At 57.7% G+C, this 21,872-nt stretch carries 21 protein-coding genes and 2 pseudogenes; 10 read left to right on the forward strand and 13 right to left on the reverse strand.

The window, feature by feature from the left end:
* The first annotated feature begins 106 nt into the window (after positions 1 to 106).
* Positions 107 to 916, forward strand: coding sequence for an IclR family transcriptional regulator (locus ACWPM9_RS20325; protein WP_484757715.1), 810 nt, complete (start codon positions 107 to 109; stop codon positions 914 to 916).
* A 38-nt stretch (positions 917 to 954) separates the two neighbouring features.
* Here the strand turns inward: ACWPM9_RS20325 and ACWPM9_RS20330 are convergent, their stop codons facing one another.
* The 5 genes from ACWPM9_RS20330 to ACWPM9_RS20350 are packed head-to-tail and all read right to left on the reverse strand — an operon-like array spanning position 955 to position 6,631.
* Entirely contained in the window at positions 955 to 1,962 is a 1,008-nt protein-coding gene (locus ACWPM9_RS20330) for an ABC transporter ATP-binding protein (RefSeq protein ID WP_484757716.1), read from the reverse strand.
* A 27-nt stretch (positions 1,963 to 1,989) separates the two neighbouring features.
* Positions 1,990 to 2,808, reverse strand: coding sequence for a carbohydrate ABC transporter permease (locus ACWPM9_RS20335; protein WP_484757717.1), 819 nt, complete (start codon positions 2,806 to 2,808; stop codon positions 1,990 to 1,992).
* Complete coding sequence (locus tag ACWPM9_RS20340) at positions 2,805 to 3,722, reverse strand: carbohydrate ABC transporter permease (RefSeq protein ID WP_484757718.1); 918 nt, start codon at positions 3,720 to 3,722, stop codon at positions 2,805 to 2,807. Before ACWPM9_RS20340 ends, ACWPM9_RS20335 begins: the two co-directional genes overlap by 4 nt.
* Positions 3,723 to 3,741: 19 nt before the next feature.
* On the reverse strand, positions 3,742 to 5,076 hold the full coding sequence (locus ACWPM9_RS20345; protein ID WP_484757719.1) for an ABC transporter substrate-binding protein: 1,335 nt from the start codon (positions 5,074 to 5,076) through the stop codon (positions 3,742 to 3,744).
* A gap of 22 nt (positions 5,077 to 5,098) precedes the next feature.
* On the reverse strand, positions 5,099 to 6,631 hold the full coding sequence (locus ACWPM9_RS20350) for a putative N-acetylmannosamine-6-phosphate 2-epimerase (RefSeq protein ID WP_484757720.1): 1,533 nt from the start codon (positions 6,629 to 6,631) through the stop codon (positions 5,099 to 5,101).
* A 200-nt stretch (positions 6,632 to 6,831) separates the two neighbouring features.
* Here ACWPM9_RS20350 and ACWPM9_RS20355 point away from each other — a divergent pair, with 200 nt between their 5' ends.
* From ACWPM9_RS20355 to ACWPM9_RS20365, 3 genes are all read left to right on the forward strand, one after another.
* Positions 6,832 to 7,596: a GntR family transcriptional regulator gene (locus tag ACWPM9_RS20355; protein ID WP_484757721.1), complete on the forward strand. Its 765-nt coding sequence runs from the start codon at positions 6,832 to 6,834 to the stop codon at positions 7,594 to 7,596.
* 367 nt (positions 7,597 to 7,963) lie between these two features.
* Positions 7,964 to 8,512 carry a glucosamine-6-phosphate deaminase gene (locus ACWPM9_RS20360; RefSeq protein WP_484757722.1) on the forward strand — a complete coding sequence of 183 codons (549 nt, stop codon included), beginning with the start codon at positions 7,964 to 7,966 and terminating at the stop codon, positions 8,510 to 8,512.
* Entirely contained in the window at positions 8,499 to 8,696 is a 198-nt protein-coding gene (locus tag ACWPM9_RS20365) for a hypothetical protein (protein ID WP_484757723.1), read from the forward strand. Before ACWPM9_RS20360 ends, ACWPM9_RS20365 begins: the two co-directional genes overlap by 14 nt.
* Here the strand turns inward: ACWPM9_RS20365 and ACWPM9_RS20370 are convergent.
* A pseudogene (locus ACWPM9_RS20370) lies at positions 8,672 to 9,382 on the reverse strand (IS6 family transposase). The gene ACWPM9_RS20365 and the pseudogene ACWPM9_RS20370 overlap by 25 nt on opposite strands.
* Before the next feature lie 134 nt (positions 9,383 to 9,516).
* Between ACWPM9_RS20370 and ACWPM9_RS20375 the strand changes: the two are divergent.
* The 3 genes from ACWPM9_RS20375 to ACWPM9_RS20385 all read left to right on the forward strand — a co-directional run bounded on the left by ACWPM9_RS20375 (position 9,517) and on the right by ACWPM9_RS20385 (position 11,618).
* Complete coding sequence (locus ACWPM9_RS20375; protein WP_484757724.1) at positions 9,517 to 10,479, forward strand: tyrosine-type recombinase/integrase; 963 nt, start codon at positions 9,517 to 9,519, stop codon at positions 10,477 to 10,479.
* A gap of 71 nt (positions 10,480 to 10,550) precedes the next feature.
* The gene (locus ACWPM9_RS20380) at positions 10,551 to 10,679 is read left to right on the forward strand and encodes a hypothetical protein (protein WP_484757725.1); all 129 of its coding nucleotides are present in this window, start codon (positions 10,551 to 10,553) and stop codon (positions 10,677 to 10,679) included.
* Between the two features lie 72 nt (positions 10,680 to 10,751).
* Positions 10,752 to 11,618, forward strand: coding sequence for a D-alanine--D-alanine ligase family protein (locus ACWPM9_RS20385; protein WP_484757726.1), 867 nt, complete (start codon positions 10,752 to 10,754; stop codon positions 11,616 to 11,618).
* Between the two features lie 104 nt (positions 11,619 to 11,722).
* Here ACWPM9_RS20385 and istB read toward each other — a convergent pair whose 3' ends face one another.
* From istB to ftrA, 3 genes are all read right to left on the reverse strand, one after another.
* Complete coding sequence (gene istB, locus ACWPM9_RS20390) at positions 11,723 to 12,469, reverse strand: IS21-like element helper ATPase IstB (RefSeq protein WP_484757727.1); 747 nt, start codon at positions 12,467 to 12,469, stop codon at positions 11,723 to 11,725.
* Entirely contained in the window at positions 12,459 to 13,982 is a 1,524-nt protein-coding gene (gene istA, locus ACWPM9_RS20395; protein ID WP_484757981.1) for an IS21 family transposase, read from the reverse strand. The genes istB and istA overlap by 11 nt, the downstream gene beginning before the upstream one ends.
* Before the next feature lie 344 nt (positions 13,983 to 14,326).
* Entirely contained in the window at positions 14,327 to 15,295 is a 969-nt protein-coding gene (ftrA, locus tag ACWPM9_RS20400) for a transcriptional regulator FtrA (protein ID WP_484757728.1), read from the reverse strand.
* A 122-nt stretch (positions 15,296 to 15,417) separates the two neighbouring features.
* On the opposite strand from ftrA, the gene ACWPM9_RS20405 reads away from it, so the two are divergent.
* Both ACWPM9_RS20405 and ACWPM9_RS20410 read left to right on the forward strand, forming a co-directional pair.
* Positions 15,418 to 16,032, forward strand: coding sequence for a glutathione S-transferase (locus ACWPM9_RS20405; protein WP_484757729.1), 615 nt, complete (start codon positions 15,418 to 15,420; stop codon positions 16,030 to 16,032).
* A gap of 40 nt (positions 16,033 to 16,072) precedes the next feature.
* Positions 16,073 to 16,804 carry a glutathione S-transferase family protein gene (locus tag ACWPM9_RS20410; protein ID WP_484757730.1) on the forward strand — a complete coding sequence of 244 codons (732 nt, stop codon included), beginning with the start codon at positions 16,073 to 16,075 and terminating at the stop codon, positions 16,802 to 16,804.
* 183 nt (positions 16,805 to 16,987) lie between these two features.
* Here ACWPM9_RS20410 and ACWPM9_RS20415 read toward each other — a convergent pair whose 3' ends face one another.
* The 3 genes from ACWPM9_RS20415 to ACWPM9_RS20425 all read right to left on the reverse strand — a co-directional run bounded on the left by ACWPM9_RS20415 (position 16,988) and on the right by ACWPM9_RS20425 (position 19,823).
* The gene (locus ACWPM9_RS20415) at positions 16,988 to 17,986 is read right to left on the reverse strand and encodes an IS5 family transposase (RefSeq protein ID WP_484757731.1); all 999 of its coding nucleotides are present in this window, start codon (positions 17,984 to 17,986) and stop codon (positions 16,988 to 16,990) included.
* 538 nt (positions 17,987 to 18,524) lie between these two features.
* Positions 18,525 to 18,671, reverse strand: coding sequence for a DUF1127 domain-containing protein (locus ACWPM9_RS20420; protein ID WP_484757732.1), 147 nt, complete (start codon positions 18,669 to 18,671; stop codon positions 18,525 to 18,527).
* A 171-nt stretch (positions 18,672 to 18,842) separates the two neighbouring features.
* The gene (locus ACWPM9_RS20425) at positions 18,843 to 19,823 is read right to left on the reverse strand and encodes a 3'-5' exonuclease (protein ID WP_484757733.1); all 981 of its coding nucleotides are present in this window, start codon (positions 19,821 to 19,823) and stop codon (positions 18,843 to 18,845) included.
* A 142-nt stretch (positions 19,824 to 19,965) separates the two neighbouring features.
* Here ACWPM9_RS20425 and ACWPM9_RS20430 point away from each other — a divergent pair.
* Positions 19,966 to 20,241, forward strand: a pseudogene (locus ACWPM9_RS20430) (nuclear transport factor 2 family protein); the annotation flags it as partial.
* Between the two features lie 14 nt (positions 20,242 to 20,255).
* Here ACWPM9_RS20430 and ACWPM9_RS20435 read toward each other — a convergent pair.
* A complete protein-coding gene (locus ACWPM9_RS20435; RefSeq protein ID WP_484757734.1) occupies positions 20,256 to 21,785 on the reverse strand; it encodes an MFS transporter in 1,530 nt (509 codons plus the stop codon).
* Positions 21,786 to 21,872 lie beyond the last annotated feature (87 nt).

Consider the following 21,872-nt stretch of genomic DNA (forward strand, 5'->3'; position numbering starts at 1 on the left):
AGGGCAACTGTGACAGTTTTATATATAGAGTCAAGTTCTTATATGAAACAAATGACAACCCCTCTCTGATTTCATTATGGTCACGTCTGAAACAAGGATTCGCTGCATGAACGACACCACAACCGAACCGGGCAAGCCCGCCTATTCGGCACCTGCTCTCACCAAGGGCCTGGAGGTGCTGGAGCTTCTCGCAGAGGCGCGTAACGCTCTGACGATGAAGGAAATTGCAGACGGACTGGGACGTTCGAAAAGTGAAATCTTTCGCATGCTGGTTGCATTGCAGGATCGTGGTTACATTGATCGGGATGCCGAAACGGATGCCTATTCGCTGACCGACCGGCTGTTCAAACTGGGGCTGCATACCCCCAGCGCTCAGGACCTGATGAGTGCGGCAATGCCGGAACTTTCGCGAATTGCCCATGACACACGGCAGTCTCCACACCTTGTGGTGGTCAATCACGGACTGACGGTGGTAACGGCTGCCGTTCCTGGCGGCGAGGACATGTCGTTCACGTTGAGGCTCGGCTATGGCCGACTTGCGTCGGACTCCACGTCCGGCCAGGTGATACTGGCGTTCCAGACGCCCGAGATCGCTCAGCGCATTCTCGATGAATGCGATGTGACGGCGACGACACCGATCAATCGGGACGCATTGCAAAGCCAGTTGACCGCGATCAGGCAACGGGGCCACGAACTGCGTGAAAGCCGCGACTTCGTGGGAATAACGGACATCTGCTGCCCGATCCTCGGCGCCGACGGGAACGCAGTCGCATCCGTCATCATCGCCTATGTCAATCGCCACACGAGAGAGAGCCGACACGAGCATGCAGTCAACCTCTTAAAGGCGGCCTGCGATCGCATATCCGCCAAGTTGTCCAATCGTGTCCGGCCACCGGGAGAATTTTCATCCGACTGAAGGCAGGCTTGCTTTCAGCAATCGCCTTCCGTCAGATGTCAGCGCATGATATTTCCCTTGTCGTCGAACCTGTGAATATGCCCCTCGACAGGCGCGATCGAGATCATGTCGCCGGCCCGGACTTTCGGAGCGCCGGGCATGCGAACCACCAGAGATCCTGTCTCGGGGCAGTGCACGTGGACGTGGCTCTCGGCGCCCAGATTTTCCGTGAGCTCAACTGTCCCGTGCCAGACGCCCTCAGCCTCTCCTTCGAAAATTCGCAAATGCTCGGGACGTACGCCGATAACGGCCGCCCCCATCTTCTTGGCCGGCGCGCCTTCGATGCGGTTCATCTTCGGTGCGCCGATAAACTCGGCAACGAACAAGTTAGCGGGGTGCTCATAGAGCTCCTGTGGCGTACCCACCTGTTCGATACGACCATGGTTGAGTACGACAATCCGGTCCGCCATTGTCATCGCCTCGACCTGGTCGTGGGTGACATATATCATCGTGCTCTTAAGCTGCTGGTGCAGCTTCATGATCTCGAGGCGCATGCTTCCTCGCAACGCCGCGTCGAGATTTGAAAGCGGTTCATCGAAAAGAAAGGCCGTCGGATTGCGGACGATAGCCCGGCCGATCGCCACACGCTGGCGCTGTCCACCCGATAGCTGCGATGGGCGGCGCTCCAGAAAATGGGTCAGGTCGAGAATGCGTGCGGCATCGACCACCTTGGCACTGGCCGACGCCTTGCTCACTCCCGCCATCTCGAGCGGAAAGGCCATGTTCTGACGAACGGTCATGTGCGGATAAAGCGCATAGGACTGGAAGACCATGGCAAGACCACGATCGCCGCAAGGCGTGGTGGTCACGTCCTTGCCTTCGATGCCGATCGTCCCGCCGCTGGCCTCTTCCAGGCCGGCAATCAGGCGCAGCAAGGTCGACTTTCCGCTGCCGGACGGACCGACAAAGACCACAAACTCACCCTTGCCTATTTCAAGGTCAAGGGAGGGTATGACCGTGGTGGTCCCGAAAACCTTGGTGACGCCGTCAAGCTTGATCTGAGCCATGGTCGATCCTTTTCTGAGGTGTCCGGCTCAGCCTTTGACCGCGCCTGCGGTCATGGATCCGGTCAATTGTCTGTAAATGAGCATGCCGAGTACCGCCGGCGGCAGCGCGCCGAGTATCATGACGGCCGATGCAACGCCCCATTGCACACCGCCACCGCTGGCAGAGAAGAAGAAGGAGGCGCCGACTGTCACGGGCACGGCATCGCGCGTGGTCAGCATCAAGCCGAACAGGTATTCGTTCCAGGCAGTAATAAAGCCGAAGATGAAAGCCGTCACCACCGCTGGCCGGATCACGGGACGGACAATGCGTCGCAAGATCACCCAGGCGCCGGCACGATCCATGCGCGCGGCTTCGTCGATTTCCGACGGCATGTCGGCAATCGCGTTCACCATCATCATGAGGCTGAGCGGGAGATTGACGATGGTCAGAATGAGACCCAGCCCCAGCCGGGTATCAAGCAGGCCGACAAACTGGAACATCATGTAGAGGGGGATCGCAAAGACCACCAACGGCAACGCTCGGAGATTGGCCACCAGAGGCAAAAGATGCCGACGGCCGGCTCCCGTTCGAACGATCGCATAGGCTGCAGGCAAAGTCAGCAACAGCGCCAATAGCGAGCCGATGAGGGCGGCAACAGTGCTGTTGAGAAGATAAGCGTAGATGTTGAACCGGCTGGGATCGGTCAAGACCTTGGCATAGTTGGCAAGGGTTGGCGCCTGAAGGATCAGACCCGGGTTCATAGCGATTTCCTTGGCGCTCTTGAAGGACGTAATCAGCGTGACGATGACCGGAAAGTTCATCGCGAATGCCGCAATCGCAAAGACGATCCAACGAAGCATGTTCATAGCGCGATCCTCTTGCGATCAAGACGGGATTTGAGAACGGCCGCGCCATAAAGGACAATCAACGAGACGATGAATAGAAGCGCCGAGGCTGCAACGGCCCGCCCGATTTCTCCGCCCTTGAAGAAGGACTGGTAGATGTAGATCGAAAGCGACATCGTGGAGCCACCGGCGCCTGCGCCCGTCAGGGCAAAGACATTGTCGAAGACCCTGAAGCCATCGATAAAGCGGATCCCGAGTGCGATCGCAATCGGTGCCTTCATCATCGGAAGCTCAATGCGCCAAAGCACCTTCCAGGCATTGGCGCGATCCATGGCAGCGGCTTCGCGGATCTCGGTCGGTATGGAAATATAGGCGACGTGAAACAGCAGAAATGCAAATGGCGTCCATTGCAGGCTTTCAACGACGACAAGCGTCCAGAACGCATTGCTGGCGTCCAGAAATGCCGGGCTGTCTCCGAACCACATCAGGAGATAATAGGGAAGCGGACCTGCAAATTCATGCAGGACCAGGCGGTACATAAGCCCCACCATCGAGGGCGCCACCATCATCGGCAGCATGATCAGTGCAAGGGTCCAGCCATGACGGCTGACGATCGGCGACAGGAAGATGGCAAGCCCCATACCGATCCCGCATTCGATCAGCGCGGTCAGCACACCAAAGCGCAGAGAGAACCAGCATGCCGACCAGAACTCGGGGTCCTGAAGCACGTCGACAAAATTTCCAACCCCTGTGATCTGCGGCGCCCGCATCGTCTCAAAGGTGACATTCGACAGGGCATAGACAATATCCACCAGAGCCGGAAAGCTCAGGAAAACAATCAGGAAGGCAATAAGTGGCGCCAGAAGAAGCCGTCCTTCGCGCTGCTGTGGAGTGGAGTTCATCATACCGCCCGTCAGGATGTGCCCGGGCGCCATGGCACCCGGGCGTTATCGCTCATTGCTTCAACATCTCGGTCATGCTCGCAGAGGCTGCCGAAAGCGCCTCGTCGAGCGTCTTCTGCCCCGACCAATAGGCCGTGAATTCCTTGGCCTGTGCTTCGTAGATCGACAATGCATTGGCCGAGGTCGCACCATTCATCACGTAGCCGTAGCTACCGGCGAATTCACCAAGCTTGACGAGATCAGGACGATCTTCGGCGATCTTGGCAACCACGTCGGGCGACAATGCCGGCGAACCTCCTGCTTTGGCATAGGTCAAGGCTGCATCTTCGGAGGCGAGCCACTGCAGGAAGCGAATGGCGCCTTCCTTGTGCTTGGAGTTCTTGTTGAGCCCGAGACCAAGACCATGGATATGGTCGGCGCGACCTTCCGGTCCCGCAGGCGGCGCAACGACCGCCGTGTCTTCCGCGACAGCCGGGGCTGTTTCCGGGTTCATCAACTCGCCAGCGGCCGCATTCCACTGCAGAGCCGTCGCGACCTGACCGGATGTCCAGGCGGCGTTGGTTTCCGGATATTCATAGCTCAAGGAGTCCTTCGGCGTCGCACCGGCATCGTAGAGCTTCTTGTAGAGCTCGAGGCCTGTTCGGTAGGCTTCGGAATCAACGGTCACATTGCCCTTATCGTCCATCCAGTCGGCCCCATAGGCGCGCGGCAGGGATTGGAACACCATCATGTTGAACAGCAGGTTCTTCATCTGCAGCACGGTGCCGTAACGGACGGGGCTGTCAGGATTGACGGCCTTGGAGAAGTAGAGCGCCGTTGCGGCCCAATCATCCCATGTCCACTGGTCCGGATCCTTCGGCGAAAGATCCTTGCCGAGATATTCCTTGGCTATCTCGGAATACTTGGCCTTGGCCTCATCGTCGCCCATCAGCGCGTCGATCAGATCCTTGCGGTAATACATGAAATGCAGGGAAAGGTCGGTTGGCACGCCATATTGCTTGCCGTCATACTGCATCGTCTCAAGGATCGCCTTGCCGAACACCGTCTCGGCGTTGGGGTCGAGATCAACCGGTTCCATGAACGGCGCATAGCGGCCAATGGAATAGGTCGCGATCAGATTTATGTCGAAGGCATCCGAACCGGCAGCAAGGTCGGCCTGCAGCTTGTCGTAAAAGCCATCGCGGTTGAAGAACAACAGCTCGACCTTGTCCTCATCCGAGGTGTCGGGAAGCGCGTTATAGACGTCAACGGCTGCGCGAAGAGCCGTTTCTTCGGAGCCGCCTGGCCATCCGAGAACAGTGACCTCTGCCGAGGCAATACCCGGCAGTGCCACGCTTGCGAAGAGAGCCGCGACGCCGGCGGCCATGAGACTGTGAAATCTTGCCATTTTATTCAACCCTTCCAGAGATTTATCGGTTTTTTTTATGCGTTATTGCCAAGTCAGCCATGCCGATGACGCCGGCACATTTACCAAGTCGAGCAGGCTGCAGTTGCGGGACGACCGCCGGTGACAAAGCGGCAATCTCGGCCTTGACCCTGTCGAGGAAACCAACGGCGAGCCCCACACCACCGCCAACGACGATGCGGGCAGGATCAAGCGACAGCTGGATGTCACAGCACAGCCGCGCAAAGCGGCGCGCCACACCGTCAATGATAAGGCCTGCCCATTCCTCGCCAGACAGAGCCGCATCAAACACAGCCTTTGCATCACCGCTATGGCCCAGACGACCGGCTTCCGCGGCAATGAAGGGACCGCAGATGCGGCTTTCGAGCGGCAGGTTTCCGCCATCCGGATCCCGCATCTGACCGAAATGACCGGCAATTCCGCCCAGCAAGCTGCCATTGGCGACGATACCGCCACCGAGACCTGTCGACACCGTCGTGAAGACCAGATCGCCCTCATCCTCACTTGCCCTGAATTCGCCCCAGGCCGCCGCCTGCGCATCGTTGACGACAGCAACGGGAACACCGAACATCTCGACAGCGCGAGCTTGAAGGGGAAACTCGCCCTTGATGCCGAGCGTTACCTCGTTCATGGCCCGCCAGCTGCCGTTGCGGACCGCACCGGTGACGGCAAAGCCCATGGCGGCAAATCGTCCCTTCCAGGGCCCGACAGCCTCGGCGATCGCCTCAAGCCAGCTTTCCGGCGAGCCGGACCGGTTCGTGCGGATCTCCACGGTCTCAAGGATCTCACGTCCCTGCACGAGAGAGGCCATGGTCTTGGTTCCACCAAGATCGATGGACAGAACGATGGGGGCCGGCGCTGGTGCATAAACCTCCTGCAGGGCATTGCGAAACCAGGTCGTCACATGCTCCGTGCGCGTGATCGCCGAACCAACGACCACCGAGGATGCGCCGGCTCGAGCAGCAGCCTGTGCATGTTCGGGCGTGCGGATGCGTCCCTCTGCGATCACATTGGGTGTCAGCTGGCGCAGTGCTGCGACCAGATCGATATCGGGCTCTGTCGGCTCCGGCCCACCGGTATATCCAGACATGGTCGAACCCACGAAATCCACACCGGCCGCAAGCGCGCGGCGCGCATCGTCAACGCAGCTGCAATCGGCCATCGACAGCTTGCCGGCCTTGCGAACGGCTTCAGCAAGCGCTTCCACGCTTGCGGGGCGCGTACGATCCGTCGCGTCGAATGCAATGATGTCGGCGCCGGCTTCGGCCAAGGCCTCGACATCAGCGATAAAGGGCGTGATGCGCACAGGACTATCGTCGAGATCGCGCTTGATGAGGCCAATAATCGGAGCATCTGTCGCCTTGCGCGTAGCCGAGACATAGCGGGCAGCTTCGATGCGCAGGCCAACGGCGCCAGCCGAAAGTGCTGCCAGCGCGAAGGCCACGACATAGGGGCTGTCATCCATCGCGCCGCCCGGGACGGGCTGGCAGGACACGATTAGGCCGTTCTTGAGAATTTCAGTAAGCACGTTCACCACACCTGTTGAATATGAGCAGGCTAAGTCAATCAATACCAGATTACAACCAGTATCGATTGACTGTGCGCAAACTGGTTCACTCGTCGCTCTATCGGGCTTGAAACTGCATCCAATTTCCCCGAGAAATAGAAACGATCGAGAATCGCAGTCTGTTCTCTTTCGACGAGGTTTTCGCTTTGAACCAGAACGGGCCGAAAAACGTGGACAACACTGAACCGCACGCAGACGCCCTTCTCGAGCGGCTGGCCGTGAGCCTTGAGCGGTCAGACGATCACTCACCCATTTACATGCGGCTCGCCATGGCACTCGCCGAAGCCATCGACAACGGTCAGATTGGACGCGGTCGCAGCCTGCCAAGCGAAAGACTGTTGGCAGAGCAGCTTAACGTTTCGCGTGTGTCGGTGCGCCGCGCCATTGCCGAACTTGAAAGCGAGGGCCGCGTCAATCGTCGGCATGGTGCGCGCACTGTCGTTCAGACACGCGTACGCAAGGACCTACCCAATCTGACGGGCTTTTCCGATGACATTCGTGCCCGCGGAATGGAGCCCAGTTTCACGTGGATTTCAAGGGGAACCGCGATCGGAACACTGCAGGAGACCATGGCGCTCGGCCTACCAACGCAGAGCGAAGTGATTAGGCTGGTGCGTGTCCGCAGCGCCGATGGCGTCCCGATTGCTCTGGAGCGCGCTGTGGTGCCGAAATCCATCCTTCCAGACGCGATGCTGGTGACCCAATCCCTCTACGAAACGCTTGCCTCGCTGGATGCGCGTCCCCATCACGGCTTCCAGCGTATACGCGCAGATGTGATGTCGGATGCCGAAGCGCAGATGCTCCAGGCGGCTCCACAAACGCCCATGCTGGTGGCCGAGCGACGCTGTTTCCTGGAGGATGGCCGGCCGGTCGAGTTTACCCAGACCCGTTACAATGGCCGCGTTTACGACTTTATCTCGGATCTTCACCTGTAATCATTGGCGCAATCGCAAACAAACCAGTTTCATACCACTGTATGCTCTGGTCTATTCGCGCACACAGTGGCCTCATTGCGGCTGATCTCCCCCGTTGTAGCGATCATAGCGATGCCCATGAAAATCCAAGTGCTCGAGAACCCCGCGGCCGCCAGTGCTTTCGCGGCCCGCATTCTTGCCAACCAGGTGCGAAAGAAACCAGACAGCGTGCTCGGCCTTGCGACTGGCGGCACGATGCCTCCGGTCTACAGGGAGCTCTTGGCAATCGCCGGGCGGCAACAGATTTCGCTTGAGCGCATATCGAGCTTCAACCTCGATGAGTATGTAGGCTTGCCGGCCGAGCATCCTCAAGCCTACAGCGCATTTCATGCGCAGCAACCTCTTCAAGCTGATCGATGCCGACAACAGCCGGCTCTCGGTTCCGCGCGGAGACGCTCCCGATCCCCTGGCGGAAGCGCAGCGCTATGAGGCCGCGATCAAGCAAGGAGGCGGCTTCGATCTGCGGCTCCTCGGGCTTGGCGCCAATGGGCATATCGGCTTCAACGAACCGGGCGCATCCTTTGCGTCACGAACCCATGTGGAGGTTCTGACCGAGGATACCCGGCTTGCAAATGCGCGCTTCTTTGGCGAAGGCGAGACTGTCCCCACAAAAGCCATCACCATGGGAATTGCAACGATCCTCGATGCTGGCGCGATCCTTCTTGTTGCCACCGGAGAAGGCAAGGCAGAAGCCGTTCACGCCATGATCGAAGGCCCGATCGCGACGGCATGCCCGGCAAGCGCACTTCAGAAGCATCGCGATGTCACCGTTGTGCTGAACGTCGCGGCGGCACGCCTGCTCCCGGCATCATTGCGCGATGGGCGCCACGGCGATGTCGTCCCAACACGGCTGGAGAGAGCAGATGCCTGCCAGTAAAGAAACACCTGTAACAGGCGCGATTGTTGCCAATATGCTCCTCGACGGAACCGGAGCGGAGCCCCGCCATGATGTCGCCGTCATGCTGGCAGGCGATGTGATCAAGAGGTATTGCCAAGTTGTTTGTCTTTGGTTTCGAGGCGGCGATGCAGCGGTTTTTCAAGCCGCCATTTCTGCAGTATAGTCGGCCCACAGGCTGACGGCATCTGCCCTTGCGTGGCGGTATGAGAGAGCTGAGAGGTTGTACCGGCGAGGACGAAAGATCGTATTGATTTGATCGTGGGCTGACAGAAAGCGTTGCGCTTGACGAGGCGATTTGAACCGCCCCATGACCTTCTCCCTCTTCCTGGTCTGGCGGTGTGAGTTTTGAATTCTGTTGTTCAGGCCTTTATGCGCCCGATGGTCCGCATCCGGTATCAGGTCTTGTATAGGTTTGATGTAGCTGCGCAGTTTGTCCGTTACGACGACGCGTGGCTCACCAAATTGCTTGACCAGTCAGGAGAAAAAACGCTTGGCGGCCTCTGTGTTACGGCGAGTCTGAACCAGAATGTCGAGAACATCGCCGTCGGCGTCAATTGCCCGCCAAAGCCAAAATTTCTTTCCGCCGATCGTGATGACGGCCTCATCCATAAGCCATTTGTCGTTTGGCTTTGGTCGGTTCCTACGAATGCAGTCTGCAAAATGATGGCCAAAGCGGTTGATCCAAAGGCGAACGGTTTCCCGGCTGACAATTACACCACGCTCGGCAAGAAGGTCTTCCACATCCGCTGTGCTCAGGGCAAACCGATGATACACCCACACTGCGTAGGCGACGATGTCGCGCGGAAAACGAAACCCCTTCAGGCTGGGAAATGAGCTGGGTAATTTCATTCCGTCTCGATACCCAAAACGCGGGAGTCAAACAACTTGGCAATACCCTCTCAAGCAATGCGTTTCAAAGCGTTGGACATAAACCATTAATATCAGAGGGATAGCAGAGCCCATCGATATTGATGAGGACTGAAATGTTTCTAGAAATTTTGAAATCGGAAAGACAAGCCTTCTTGGTGCATTGCCAACATACTCGGGGGCTCAGCAAAAACACCATTGACGCCTATGACCAGGACATCGACGCTTTCCTCCGTTTTGGGGACTGTGTTGAAGTTGGGCACGAATTCACAAACCAAGTGGTCCTTGATTATCTCGAACACTTGAAATGCGCCCGAAACCACAAGCATGCTACCATACGCCGACGGCTCGTGACGCTACGTGCTTTTGCCGCTTGGCTGCGTAAAGCAGGGTTGATTGATGACGACCCCTTCGATGGGCTAGAAATCGATCTGCGACCGCCCAAGCGACTACCGCGGCCTGTAGAATGGGTTGACGTGCGCAGCATGCTGAAAGGTGTTGGCTACGCGCGTCCCAACCAGACATTCGCTATGCCGGCGCTTGCTAGCAACCTTTATGGAATACCCAACACGACAGCGCTGGCGATTAAGCTCATGGTCGCGACCGGCGTGCGTGTTGGGGAACTCACGCGCATCAAGCTTTCGACTATTTCCAATGACGGCTATCGCATACGCATCCATGGAAAGGGTAGCAAGGAACGCAATGTCTATGTTGGAAATCCGGATTTGCGATCCGAGCTGCAGTACATCAAATGGCAAGCAAGCCAAACCCCACATGAAGGCGACTACCTGCTGCTTAACAGCCATTGCCGACGCCTGACTGAGCAAGCGCTTCGGCGACGGCTTCGTCACCTTGGCAAAGCCTGTAACTTGGATACGCATGTAACACCTCATCGCTTCCGCCATTCAGCCGCAACGTTCCTGATTGAGGAAGGGGTGGACATCCGCTTCGTTCAGCGGCTTCTCGGGCATTCGAGCATCGCCACAACGGAGATCTACACGCGCGTCTCCGACACCGCTCTAATGCGCGCAATAGACGCCGCCGATCCACTGGGAAAAATGCTCACCGAGTTCACATAACTCGGAATTATGTATCTATGGTTCAAAGTGCCGTTGATGCCATATCCCAGCTTGCGCACCTCCGATCATTGATGGACATCGTTAGCGCGAGATCCGGCGAAATTGCGATTGTTATCCTGGCAGACGATGCGCGCGATGCCGTCGAAAAGCCGGCCTTGAACAGTGTGCGGTTCATTGAACGTCTCGACAAAGATACGTAACTCAACAGAGTTATGCAGGTCTTTCATAGGAACAACATCGCCTGCCAGGTGGTTTTTGGTCTCCGCGATTTTATGAGCAAAGCCCTCAATGACCAGCTTTTCCCATCAGTAGTTCGATTCAAGGTCGTGCTGGACAGAACCGAAGGAGGTGGCCATCGCGATGGTTTTGGTCCGGCACGACGATCTACTGGGGCGCTTCTATGTCGTCAGTTCGGATACTTCTACGGCCATGGCGATGCATATTCTGCTGCGATTACAAGACACAAATTCCATCAAGCTTTGATACTTGACGCGAGCGGGATCGCGGTACCCAAAACTTGGTGCTTCGACACGCGCCTTGGCTGGTTAAATGGAAAGCCCCCAGCAAATTTAAAGGTAATCTGTAAATCGACATATGAAGCATGGAGTATCGGTGTCAGTGAGGAGACAACGGGTCCCTTCTCCGAAAGCATAGAACGGTCAATTGGATCCCTTGCCGAGGAGATTGGGCAGCCGGTGTGCGTACAGCAATTCATCGATGGGCGAGAAATCTACTCGTTAGTGCTAGAGAGCGACCAGCTGTTTTGTGCTGGAATGGCAGATGTCTGGGCGTCATCAGGCCCAAAAAAGAATGGATCCTATCTCGCATTCAGTGATCATTTTAGCCAGGGGGGAATTGTTTACGGTGACGTTCAGGATCTCTCGCCTTCGGTCCAACAGTCCCTCGGGGATGCTGCCATCCGCGTTTTTCAACTACTGTTTATGTCAGCCTACGGACGGATAGATTTCCGCGTTGATCCGGCTGGTGGATCTTATGTGATTGACATAGCTGATAATCCGGGAACTTCTAAGGCGAGTTCGCTTATGTTCATATTGACAAAACAAGGCTTTTCACACGAGGAGATTCCCATCCTCCTCTTGGCCCTCAGCCTCCGCCGAATGCCGGACTTCTACCGCTAGTACATCGACCAGAACTGAATGTCTGGAAGGCGAAATCCCCGCTGTCAATCAGCGTTTAAAAGTTTCCAGGTTCTAGGCGGAAACAGCGTTTAAAAGTTTCCAGTTCAGTCGATGTTTTGACGGGTGCTTTTGCGCTGTTTGAAGCGAAAAGAATCGTTTCCAGTTTCCAGGATGACGCAGTGGTGCGTGATGCGGTCCAGGAGAGCGGTTGTCATCTTCGCATCGCCGAATACGGTGACCCATTCGGCAAAAGACAGGTTGGTTGTGACCAGCAAAGATGTTTTCTCATAGAGTTGGCTGATGAGATGAAACAGCAGTGCGCCACCAGCCGCCGGAAACGGGAGATATCCCAGTTCATCGAGTATGACGGCATCCACTTGTTGTAATTGTTTTGCCAGGTTTCCTGCCTTGCCGTCCCGCTTTTCCTTTTCCAGCAGATTGACAAGATCGACGGCGTTGAAGAAGCGGACACGTTTGGAATGATGGACAGCCGATACGCCAATTGCCGTTGCAAGGTGAGTTTTGCCTGTTCCTGTTCCTCCGACCAAAATGATATTATGTGCTGTTTCCATGAAGGCTGCTGTAGCCAATTGCTCGACCTGCGCGCGCGGCACCGTCGCTTCTTTCCAGTCAAAGCCTGAAAGATCTCGATGGACGGGAAAGCGTGCGGCCTTGAGCTGATACTTCAGACTTCTTGCCTGACGATCAACGATCTCGGCTTCGATGAGCTTTTCCAGAAAGATGTCCGGCGGAACGGGCTTTCTTGCCTCTTCAGCCAGCCACTCGCTCCAGATTGCCGCCATTCCATAAAGATGCATGGCCTTGAGTTGAGCCAGTTTATCAATGACCATGAGCGCCTCCCAACAGCATGTCGTATCGTGCGCAATTGGCAAGAGGCTCAATGGTCAGGCATAATAGGTCATCTTGCCTATCAGCTTGAGGTCTGGGCGGCTCGACCAGGCGACGCAGTTCATTCATCACGACACCTGCGGACAATGTGCCTGCATTCATTGCAAGTTGGCAGGCGATGTCGAGGGCTTCCAGCCCATGCTGGCTGGCGACCTGCAGCAGTTCAACAAAGGCACGATCCCCGCGCGACTGGCCAAGGATGTGATCCCTGACGGTCCTGATGGCACTGGGCAAATCCCACTCCCGAAACGGAATGCCATTGCGCAACGCGCCCGGTTTACGTTCCAGAACTGGCAGATAATGCCATGGATCGCAGGCAAGTTGGTCACGACCAAATTGTCTGGAATGGTCTGCAATCTCCTTGTTGTCGGCAACAATCCTAATCCGTGTAGCGCTTGTTCGAACCGAAACAATCTTTCCGGCAAAATCTGCCGGAACGCTGTAGCGATTGCGGTCAACGCGGACGAGACATGTACTGGAAACGCGCATCATCTGTTCAACATACCCGTCAAACATAGCCCGGACCGGCCGTAAAGCCTGCTTCTCCAGTTGGAAGCACTCGGCAATTGTTTGCTCGCCAAAGCTCGGATGTTTGCGCGCTCCCAGTTCCAGACAACGAACCGAAAGCCAAGCATTCAAGTCGTCGAAGCTTGCAAAACGGGCCATCGGTGTGAACAGCCATTCACGAAGATTGCCGACCTGGTTCTCCACTTGGCCCTTCTCCCAACCCGAGGCGGGCGTGCAGGCAACCGGCTCAAACAGATAATGGTTGGCAAGGGCCAGGAACCGGCGATTAAACTGACGCTCTTTGCCGACACAGATCAAGTCAACAACCGGCTTCAGATTGTCGTAGATCATGCGGGTTGGAACCCCGCCGAAGAAGGCAAACGCGCGATCATGCGCATCAAACACCATCTCCTGGCGTTCCCGTGGGTAGGCTGCCACGAAGCATTGGCGGCTGTTGGACAGGCGGAAATGCGCGATTTTGACAGTCTGGACGACACCTCCGATCTCCACTCGTTCATGGCTCCAGTCAAACTGGCATGCCTCTCCGGGTGAAAAGGCAAGCGGAACAAACGCCGCCTTTATCCCAGTTCCCGAAGCCGTGGCACCGGAGGGATTGTTGCGCTTCCATCGCCGGACATAGCGCTGGACGCTGTCATAAGCACCTTCATATCCTTCTTGCTGTAATCCTTCGTAAAGCCGCTGCGCTGTTCGCCGCTCACGAACAGGTCTACGCTTCTCTGTCTCAAGCCAATCCAACAATCGTTCTTCAAAGCGACCAAGCTGCCGGCCGGGCTTCACGGGGCGCGAATAAACAGGCGGAGTCGTCGTCATCAGATGTTTACGAATGGTTGGTCGCGAAAGTCCAACAGACCGTGAAAGCGCACTTATGCTCTCGCCGCCAACAAAATGTCGGCGGCGTATCTCGGATATCAATTCCATTTTTATCACCACAGGTTCTCCGGATCACTGTCCGGATTGGATCACATCCAAGTGGAAACTTTTAAACGCTGTTTCCGCCCAGAACCTGGCAACTTTTGCACGCTGATTGACAACCTTGACCTACAGATGCCGCTCGAATGGCTGTGTAGTGGATCAATGACTCAAGATTTTGCGAGTGAAGGTAGGTCTTGAATGGAATCGAACGCTCGACGCCATCTTTCTTTCTAAATACGCTGTGAATTCATTCTGCGTCGCGTAAATATTCGTAAGTGCTATGAATTCTAATGTCCGTTTCCTGATCTTGTCTTCGCTCGACGGCGGTCGAACATTTTCGGGAGAAGTCGTGGCCGTTGTTAAACGGCAGCATTATGGAATCTTGATCGGTAGGCGGCAGGCGCAACGCCCATGATCGTTCGAAACTGATTGCGGAAGTTGGTGGCTGACCCGAACCCGGCGTGACGAGCGATGCTTTCCACGGAGAGCGTCGTCTCTTCCAGCAACTCGCGTGCCTGCGCCACGCGTTCGCCCTGGAGCCACACACCGGGCGCCATCCCGGTCGCCTCGCGCACATGGCGCTGGATGCTTCGAACGCTCACACGCGCTTCATTCGCCATGCGCTCGATCGACCATGGCTCAGAGAGCCGGCTGCGGATCGTGTCGAGCAAGGCGGAGAGGTTCGCGCCGGAGACTGGCGGGATGGGTCGTTCGATGAATTGCGCCTGCCCGCCTTCGCGATGGGCGGCGACGACGAGCCGGCGGGCAACGCTGTTGGCGGCTTTCGCCCCGAAATCCTTCCGCACCACATGGATGCAGAGATCGAGCCCGGCAGCGCTCCCGGCCGAAGTCAGGATGTCACCTTCATCAACATACAGCGCGCGAGGCTCGACGGAGATGTCGGGATAATCGGCCGCCAGTTTTGCGACATGATGCCAGTGCGTCGTCGCTCGTTTTCCCGAAAGCAGTCCTGCCTGAGCCAACACGAAAGCCCCACCACAGATAGAGACGATGCGGCGACCATCACGATGCGCTTGCCGAAGCGCTTCGAGAAACGCCTCAGGCGCCCTTGTGTCAGGGCCTCGCCAGCCCGGGATGACGATCGTACCGGCCTTGCCAAGCAGTTCCAGCCCACCGTCGGGGACCAATGTCAGTCCCCCGGCGCCGCGGATGGGACCAGAATCGACGGCCGCCGTCGCACAGCGATACCAGTCCTGCCCGATTTCCGGTCGCGACAATCCGAAGACCTCGAAGGCACAGCCGAACTCGAAGGTGCACAGGCCGTCATAGGCAACGATCGCCACCAGAGGATTCACGTAATTTGGCATGATCCTTACGGTAATGGCAATTATGGCCACTGGCAAGAACCCACTCTATTTTATAGGTTTTTTGATATTGGATCGGCGCAATCGCTCAGTTGAGCGAAGTATCAAGGAAGTGGGGAACTGCGATGAGATTGATTGGAATGCTGGATTCGCCTTACGTCCGCCGCGTGGCAATCTCGCTGACAATGCTGGACCTGCCGTTTTCCCACGAGTCACTGTCGGTCTTCAGTAGGTTCGATGATTTTGCTGCGATCAATCCGATCGTAAAGGCGCCATCCCTCGTGACCGATGACGGTGTCGTACTGATGGATTCCAGCCTGATCCTCGAACACTTGGAGCGCCTGGCTTCGCCAGCGCTTAGCCTTGTGCCCGCCGACCGTCAGGTTCACAGCCGAGCCCAACGGATCATCGGCCTGGCACTCGCTGCATGCGAGAAAACGGTGCAAATCGTCTATGAGTACAACCTCCGGCCAGATGAGAAACGCCATCAGCCCTGGCTCGACCGGGTCCATGGCCAGCTTGCAGCCGCCTATCGGCTCCTCGAAGCGGAGGTGTGCCAAGCCGACCCCTGGCTGTTCGGCGACCGTCCGTTGCAAGCGGACGTGACCAGTGCCGTCGCCTTCCGGTTTACCCGCGAAATGCTGCCGGAAACCATTACCGAAGAAGAGTATCCCGCCCTTGTTGCGCTTTCGACGCAGGCCGAATCCACGCGGGAATTCATCGCCTTCCCCTTTAACTGACCCCTGCCCGGCCGCGCCGGAGAGACTGGAGACGCGAGCCATGGCCGAACCCATTCAGCTCTATTACTGGCCCACACCCAACGGATGGAAAATCAGCATCATGCTGGAGGAGTTGGGCGTTCCATACGAGCTCCGGCTCGTAGATATCGGCAAGGGCGATCAGTTCGAACCGGCTTTTCTCCAGATCTCACCCAACAATCGCATGCCGGCAATCGTCGATCCGGATGGTCCGGATGGTCCGGATGGTCGATCGGTCTCTGTCTTTGAGTCCGGGGCAATCCTGCAATATCTCGGGCGCAAGTTCGGCCGGCTTTATCCAAGCGACGACCGCGCGCGAATCGAAGTCGATCAATGGCTGTTCTGGCAGGTCGGCGGCCTGGGTCCGATGGCCGGGCAAGCGCATCATTTTCGTCAGTATGCGCCCGAACCGATTTCCTATGCGATCGACAGATATACGGCCGAAGTGCGCCGTCTTTACGGCGTCATGGATCGTCGGCTCGCCGATCGCGACTATCTGGGCGGCGCCTATTCGATCGCCGACATTGCCTGCGTGGGGTGGATTGTGCCTCATCAAAAGCAGGGGCAGAACCTTGCCGAATTCCCGCACCTGAAACGATGGTTCGAGGTCGTTACCGCCCGACCGGCCGTTGTTCGTGGTATGGCGATGGGTCGGCAAGAAAGGGAAAGAACAGACTTCGCAAATGATCGTAAGGCGCAAGCTGTCCTTTTCGGACATGGAGACGTGCCACATGCAGATGACAGCTCTCGATAATGCCTCGCTGGACGCCCCGCTTTGGACATTGGGCGACAATCGGCGGCGTCTGCGTAGCTAACGCGCCATGGCCCAGATTCGGCGGGTGTGGCGGGCCACGCCCGACGATGATGAGCACTACGTCTACGCGGCGTTGGTGCAGCGATCAGCGACAGCTCATCATTCGGTCTTTGATGGCCCTGCTTATTTGGTTGCTCCCGTCGAGGCTTGGCGTTGAGCGGATTTCGGGCGTCCACAGGCAAGCATTCGGTTAAGGATGGCCACGCCGATCGCAGCCTCTGTCTGCTGAGCCAGGAATGACCGAGCGCGCAAACGCGGCCCGATGACGCCTTTGTATCGACCCATCGCGGTTTCAACCAAAGCTCGTTTGCCATAGCTGGTAGACGTCTGCCATTTCAGCCGGCCGTCTATCTGCATGGATGCTATGTGGTCGTCTCTCTGGCAGCATGCGTCGGCTTTGGGCTGTTCAACCGCGTTCGAGCGCGGTGGCACGACAACTCTTGCGCCTGGGCTGTGACGCAGAACTGCGTCGTAGGATGGATAGCCATCATAGGCTCCATCGGCAGTGAACTGGCCGATTTCATCATCGATCTGATCAAGCAATGGCTCCAGCTGCGAGGCGTCGCCTGTTTCCTGATCTGTCAGGCTATGGCCAATAATCTCGCCGCTGTCGGCGTCAACCGCCAGATGCAGTTTTCTCCAGCCACGCCGGGACTTTACGCCATGCTTCTCCTCGAGCCATTGGCCGGCGCCATAGATCTTCAACCCAGTACTGTCGACCAGCACATGAATGGGTCCGTCCGCCACATGCTGCCGGTCGTTGCTTCTGGTCGATGGCTTCCAGGTTCTGGCCCGTCGGCTCAGCACGGTGTGATCGGGCACAGGCAAATCTAATGCCATCATATCAAGCACCGAACTCAGAAGCCCTTCGCTCTGGCGCAATCGCAATCCGAATACCATACCCAGCATCAGCGTGGTTTCGATCGCCAGATCCGAATACAGAGGCTGGCCGCCACGCGTCTTGCGAAGTGGGGCAACCCAACCGCTAAGCGCTTCCGGCGTTATCCAAAGGGTTAAACTGCCACGGCGGCGAAGGCCCGCCTCATACTCCGCCCAATTCGTCACCTTGAACTTCATTTTACCGATGTGATGGCGGCGGGCGGCGTTATGTTTGTGCGGCATGCTGGATCAATCAAGCTATTTTCGATCGCAGCCACATAGTTGCAAAACGTTGAAATTTGATCCCTGCACCAACGCTTGTTCCCGTTCAAACGTCCAGTGCGGCTCCTGGGGATCACCCTGTCGTCCCTTAACACGGAAGAGAGCGGGCAGGAGCCGCAGCTAGCTCTCGGGCTCTGATCAGCAAGTCCGCAAAACGAAAAAGCCTGCCGCGGGAGGAGGTGCGGCAGGCTTTCCGAAAAGAACCGAACAACGGCTGGGAGGAGGAGTGCCGCTGTTCCGACAGACGTCCCTTGGGAGGAGGAGTGGGCCGTCTGAAATCGAAGCTCTGCGGGAGGAGGTGCATCGCATCGATGAAAAACAAGATACCAGTTTCCGCCGCACACGAAACAGACTTTGCTGCAGTGCAGCTATGCGAGAGACGCAAGGCTAATTTGCGGCTTCAGAAGTCCCGAGCCACGTCCCGGGGTGGGAGAACGCATACAAAAACGCCCGCGTCATCAGCGGGCGTAGCATCAGTTCGACAAGTTGGAAAAGCCGCTTAGAGGGCGACTGACTGGCGGGCAACGCTGTGGATGTCGGCACAATTGATACCGAGGTCCTGCAGTTCGCGCGAGCTCATGCGGCCGAGTTCGGTAACGGTCTGACGGTACTTGCGCCAGTTGTTGAAGGAGCGTGCTACGTTCATGATGATCCCCTTTCGTGAGGTCTCTTGACGCCAGCAACCATGCCTTGGTTCCAACGTCGTTTCGATGATTGGAATATAGGCTCTTGGCCGTCGGTCGATAAGGCACAAGGTCTCAAGTCGGCCATGCGTCCAAAGCATGAGTCTTCTCGGAGGCTGATCAAAGCGATAGCATCAAGCCCGGAAACGGTCGAAGGCAGTCAGGCGTTTGATCGGTGGATCGGCATCGGGATAACGGTAGATTTCGGCCCTGAGATAGCGGAGCTCCTCGTCGAGGGCCTCTTCGCCCACCTCGATCCACCAGGATTTGGGACGGCCGTCGCTTCCATCAGACCAGCGATAGCCTCGCGCCTTCAAATGATCCTTCATGTCGAAGGGACTGTTCTCGGCAAAGATCCTGACACGCGACCTCTGGCTTGCCTCATAAAGCTCGGCGAAAGCAGCGGAGACCGATCCGGCCGCCTCGCGAGCCAGTACCTCCAGAAGTGCAAAGCAATCATCAACAGCCCGATGACCATCATGGAAGTAGCCAGCCTGCCCGATGAGGTAGCCGAGCTTGGTGCCCTCATATCCGCGCGAAACCCAGTCGATCTCGGAGTTGGAGCAGGCCCAGGCCTTGCCAGAAAACAGATGGGAAAACGCCTCGCAGAATGGCCGGTCAAAACCGGCATTGTGGGCGATCAACAGATCCGCTGGTTCGATCAGCGCCTTTAAAGCAGCGATATCGATCGATTGTCCGGCCACCATCTCGTTGGTGATACCAGTAAGCCTGGTAATGTCGGAAGGAATCGAAATGCTCGGCTGTTGAAGTCCACCATAGACCCCGGTGACGTCACCGATGTTTCCTGTCGCATCGAAGGTGAATGCGATAACGCCAATCTCGATGATCTCATCCTTGCGAGCATTGAGGCCCGTAGTCTCGGTGTCGAGGATGATGCCTTTGAGGGGGAATTCCGGGCGCGGGTTTGGCGCAACCGTGCGCGGCGCCAGTTTCGTGAGAACACGGTAGCGACCCGTCTGCGAGAGATGCCGGACCATGTCCTCGTCACTCATCGGGACGGCAGGCTGTTCGGGCTTGGCGTGTTTGGGGAGGTCACGCTTGACCACCCGGTCGCGCGCAGCCTGCTCCGAAAACATGTCGAACTGTTCTGCCATTCTTGCCGTCATCATCCTGCCGCAGGTGCCCACCTTCAAAACACGGCAGGACCGGCAGATCAACCTTGTTGGTGCGAGGCATCATCCGTGAGCTTGGCGGTTATCGAGTGAGAACCGATCCGTGCGAAATGGAGACAGTCCCATGAGCATCGAGAAAAACATCCAGACCGTGAACGACTTCTCTGCCGCGATCGGCCGCGGCGGCAGGGAGGCTCTGCTGGCACTGGCCACTGAGGACATCGCATGGGTCATTCCGGATGAGGACTGGCCGCTGGCCGGAACGCGCCACGGTCACGCCGGGCTGGCGGATTTGCTTGAGACAGCATCGAGGTCGGTCGAAACATCCACGGAACCCCGCGAGTTCGTGGCGCAAGGAGACCGGGTCCTCGTCCTCGGTTTCGCGAGTGGAAGGATGCGGCGTGAAGGCGCACCTCATGCCGCTCCTTCGACCTCCTCCTTGAGCGGATTCTGCGCATTCGTCCTCAAAAACACGAACACCACGAGTGCCGTTAGGAGGGTGATTGCCGTCAACAGCAGTAGAAGTTCGCTGAACGCATCGGAATAGAGCGTCACAAGCATTGTGCGCTCCGTCTCCGGCATCGCGGTCATGGCCATGCTAACATCTCCGGCGGCAAGCCTCTGGGCGGCAGCGATGATGTCGCCATTCGCGGCGACCCCACCCAATCTGCCTGCAACAAGCATGGACAAGACGGCGCCGACGACCGCGAGCGCGACACCCTCGCCCGCCACCCGCGTGGTGCTGAAGATGCCTGTCGCCATGCCGGCACGCTCCGTCGGCACGACGCTGACGGCCAGCCCGTCCATCAACCCCCAAGGCAGGCTGATGCCGGTCCCGATCACCAGCATTGGCAAGGCTGTCATCCAGATGGGCGCGCCGACAGGGATCTGCGCTAGCCAGAACAGGCCACCGGCCGAGATCACGAGGCCCGTGCCGCAGATCGTGGCGGGACGGAACCAGCGCGTCAGCAGTCCGGCCACAACAGGCAGGAACAGCAGCGGCGCCGACAACGCAATCATCACCGTGCCCGCTGCGACCTCGCGCATGCCTTCGATACCGATGAAGCGTGCGGGAAGTAGAATCAGTAGCACGACGAAGCCATAGGCTGGAGCTGCCGCCAGCAGCTGAACGCCGACGAAGCGTGGATAGGCAAACAGCGAGAGGTCCAGCATCGGCCGGGAAACTCGGCGTTCTATCGCCACGAACAGCATGAGGAAGAGAGCGGCACCGACGAGCAGGCCAACGACCGTGCCGTTGCCCCATCCAAGCTCAGGGGCCAGCAGGATGCCGTAGGTGAACAGACCAAGGGCCGTGGTGAAGGTCAGCGCACCGGCCCAGTCGAGCCCGCCGGAGGCCGGATCGCGGCTTTCCTTCAGCGTGTTCCAGCCGAGAGCAAAGGCGAGAACCGCAAAGATCACCACCGCCAGAAAGATGCTGCGCCAGCCGAAAGCCTCGATCATCAGGCCCGACGCGACCGGGCCGAGTGACAGGCCGACGCCAAAACTGGTGCCGACGATGCTGAAGGCGCGAAGCCGGGCCGGGCCTTCGAATTCCTGCGCAAGTGCAGCCATCCCGCCAGAAAAGGCTGCCGCCGCCGCAAATCCCTGCGCTGCGCGCAACAGGTCGAAGACCACAATGTCTGGTGCAGCGACGAGCGCCAGGGAGAAAGCAGCGAACGATCCGACACCGGTGAGGAATATGCGCTTGCGGCCATAGCTATCCGACAGCGCGCCCGCCGCCATCAAGCTGGAGCCGAAGGACAGCATGAAGGCGTTCGTCACCCAGGCGATCGCCACGGGGCTACCACCCAATGTCCGACCGATCGAGGGCAGCGCCACCGCCGTGCCGGTGAATGTCAAAGGCATGGCTGCGGCAGCAAGGGACACCGCGAGCAGCGCCAGCCATTTGGAGGTACTATCAGACTGTTTCGAATGTGGGGACATGATTGCTCCTGAAGCTGGAGACAGCCGCAAGGGTTGGCGACCTGTTTCCAGATCAGTATATCTGTGCTTGAATAGCGAAAAATAACG

It is taken from the genome of Agrobacterium sp. H141 (assembly GCF_057158725.1).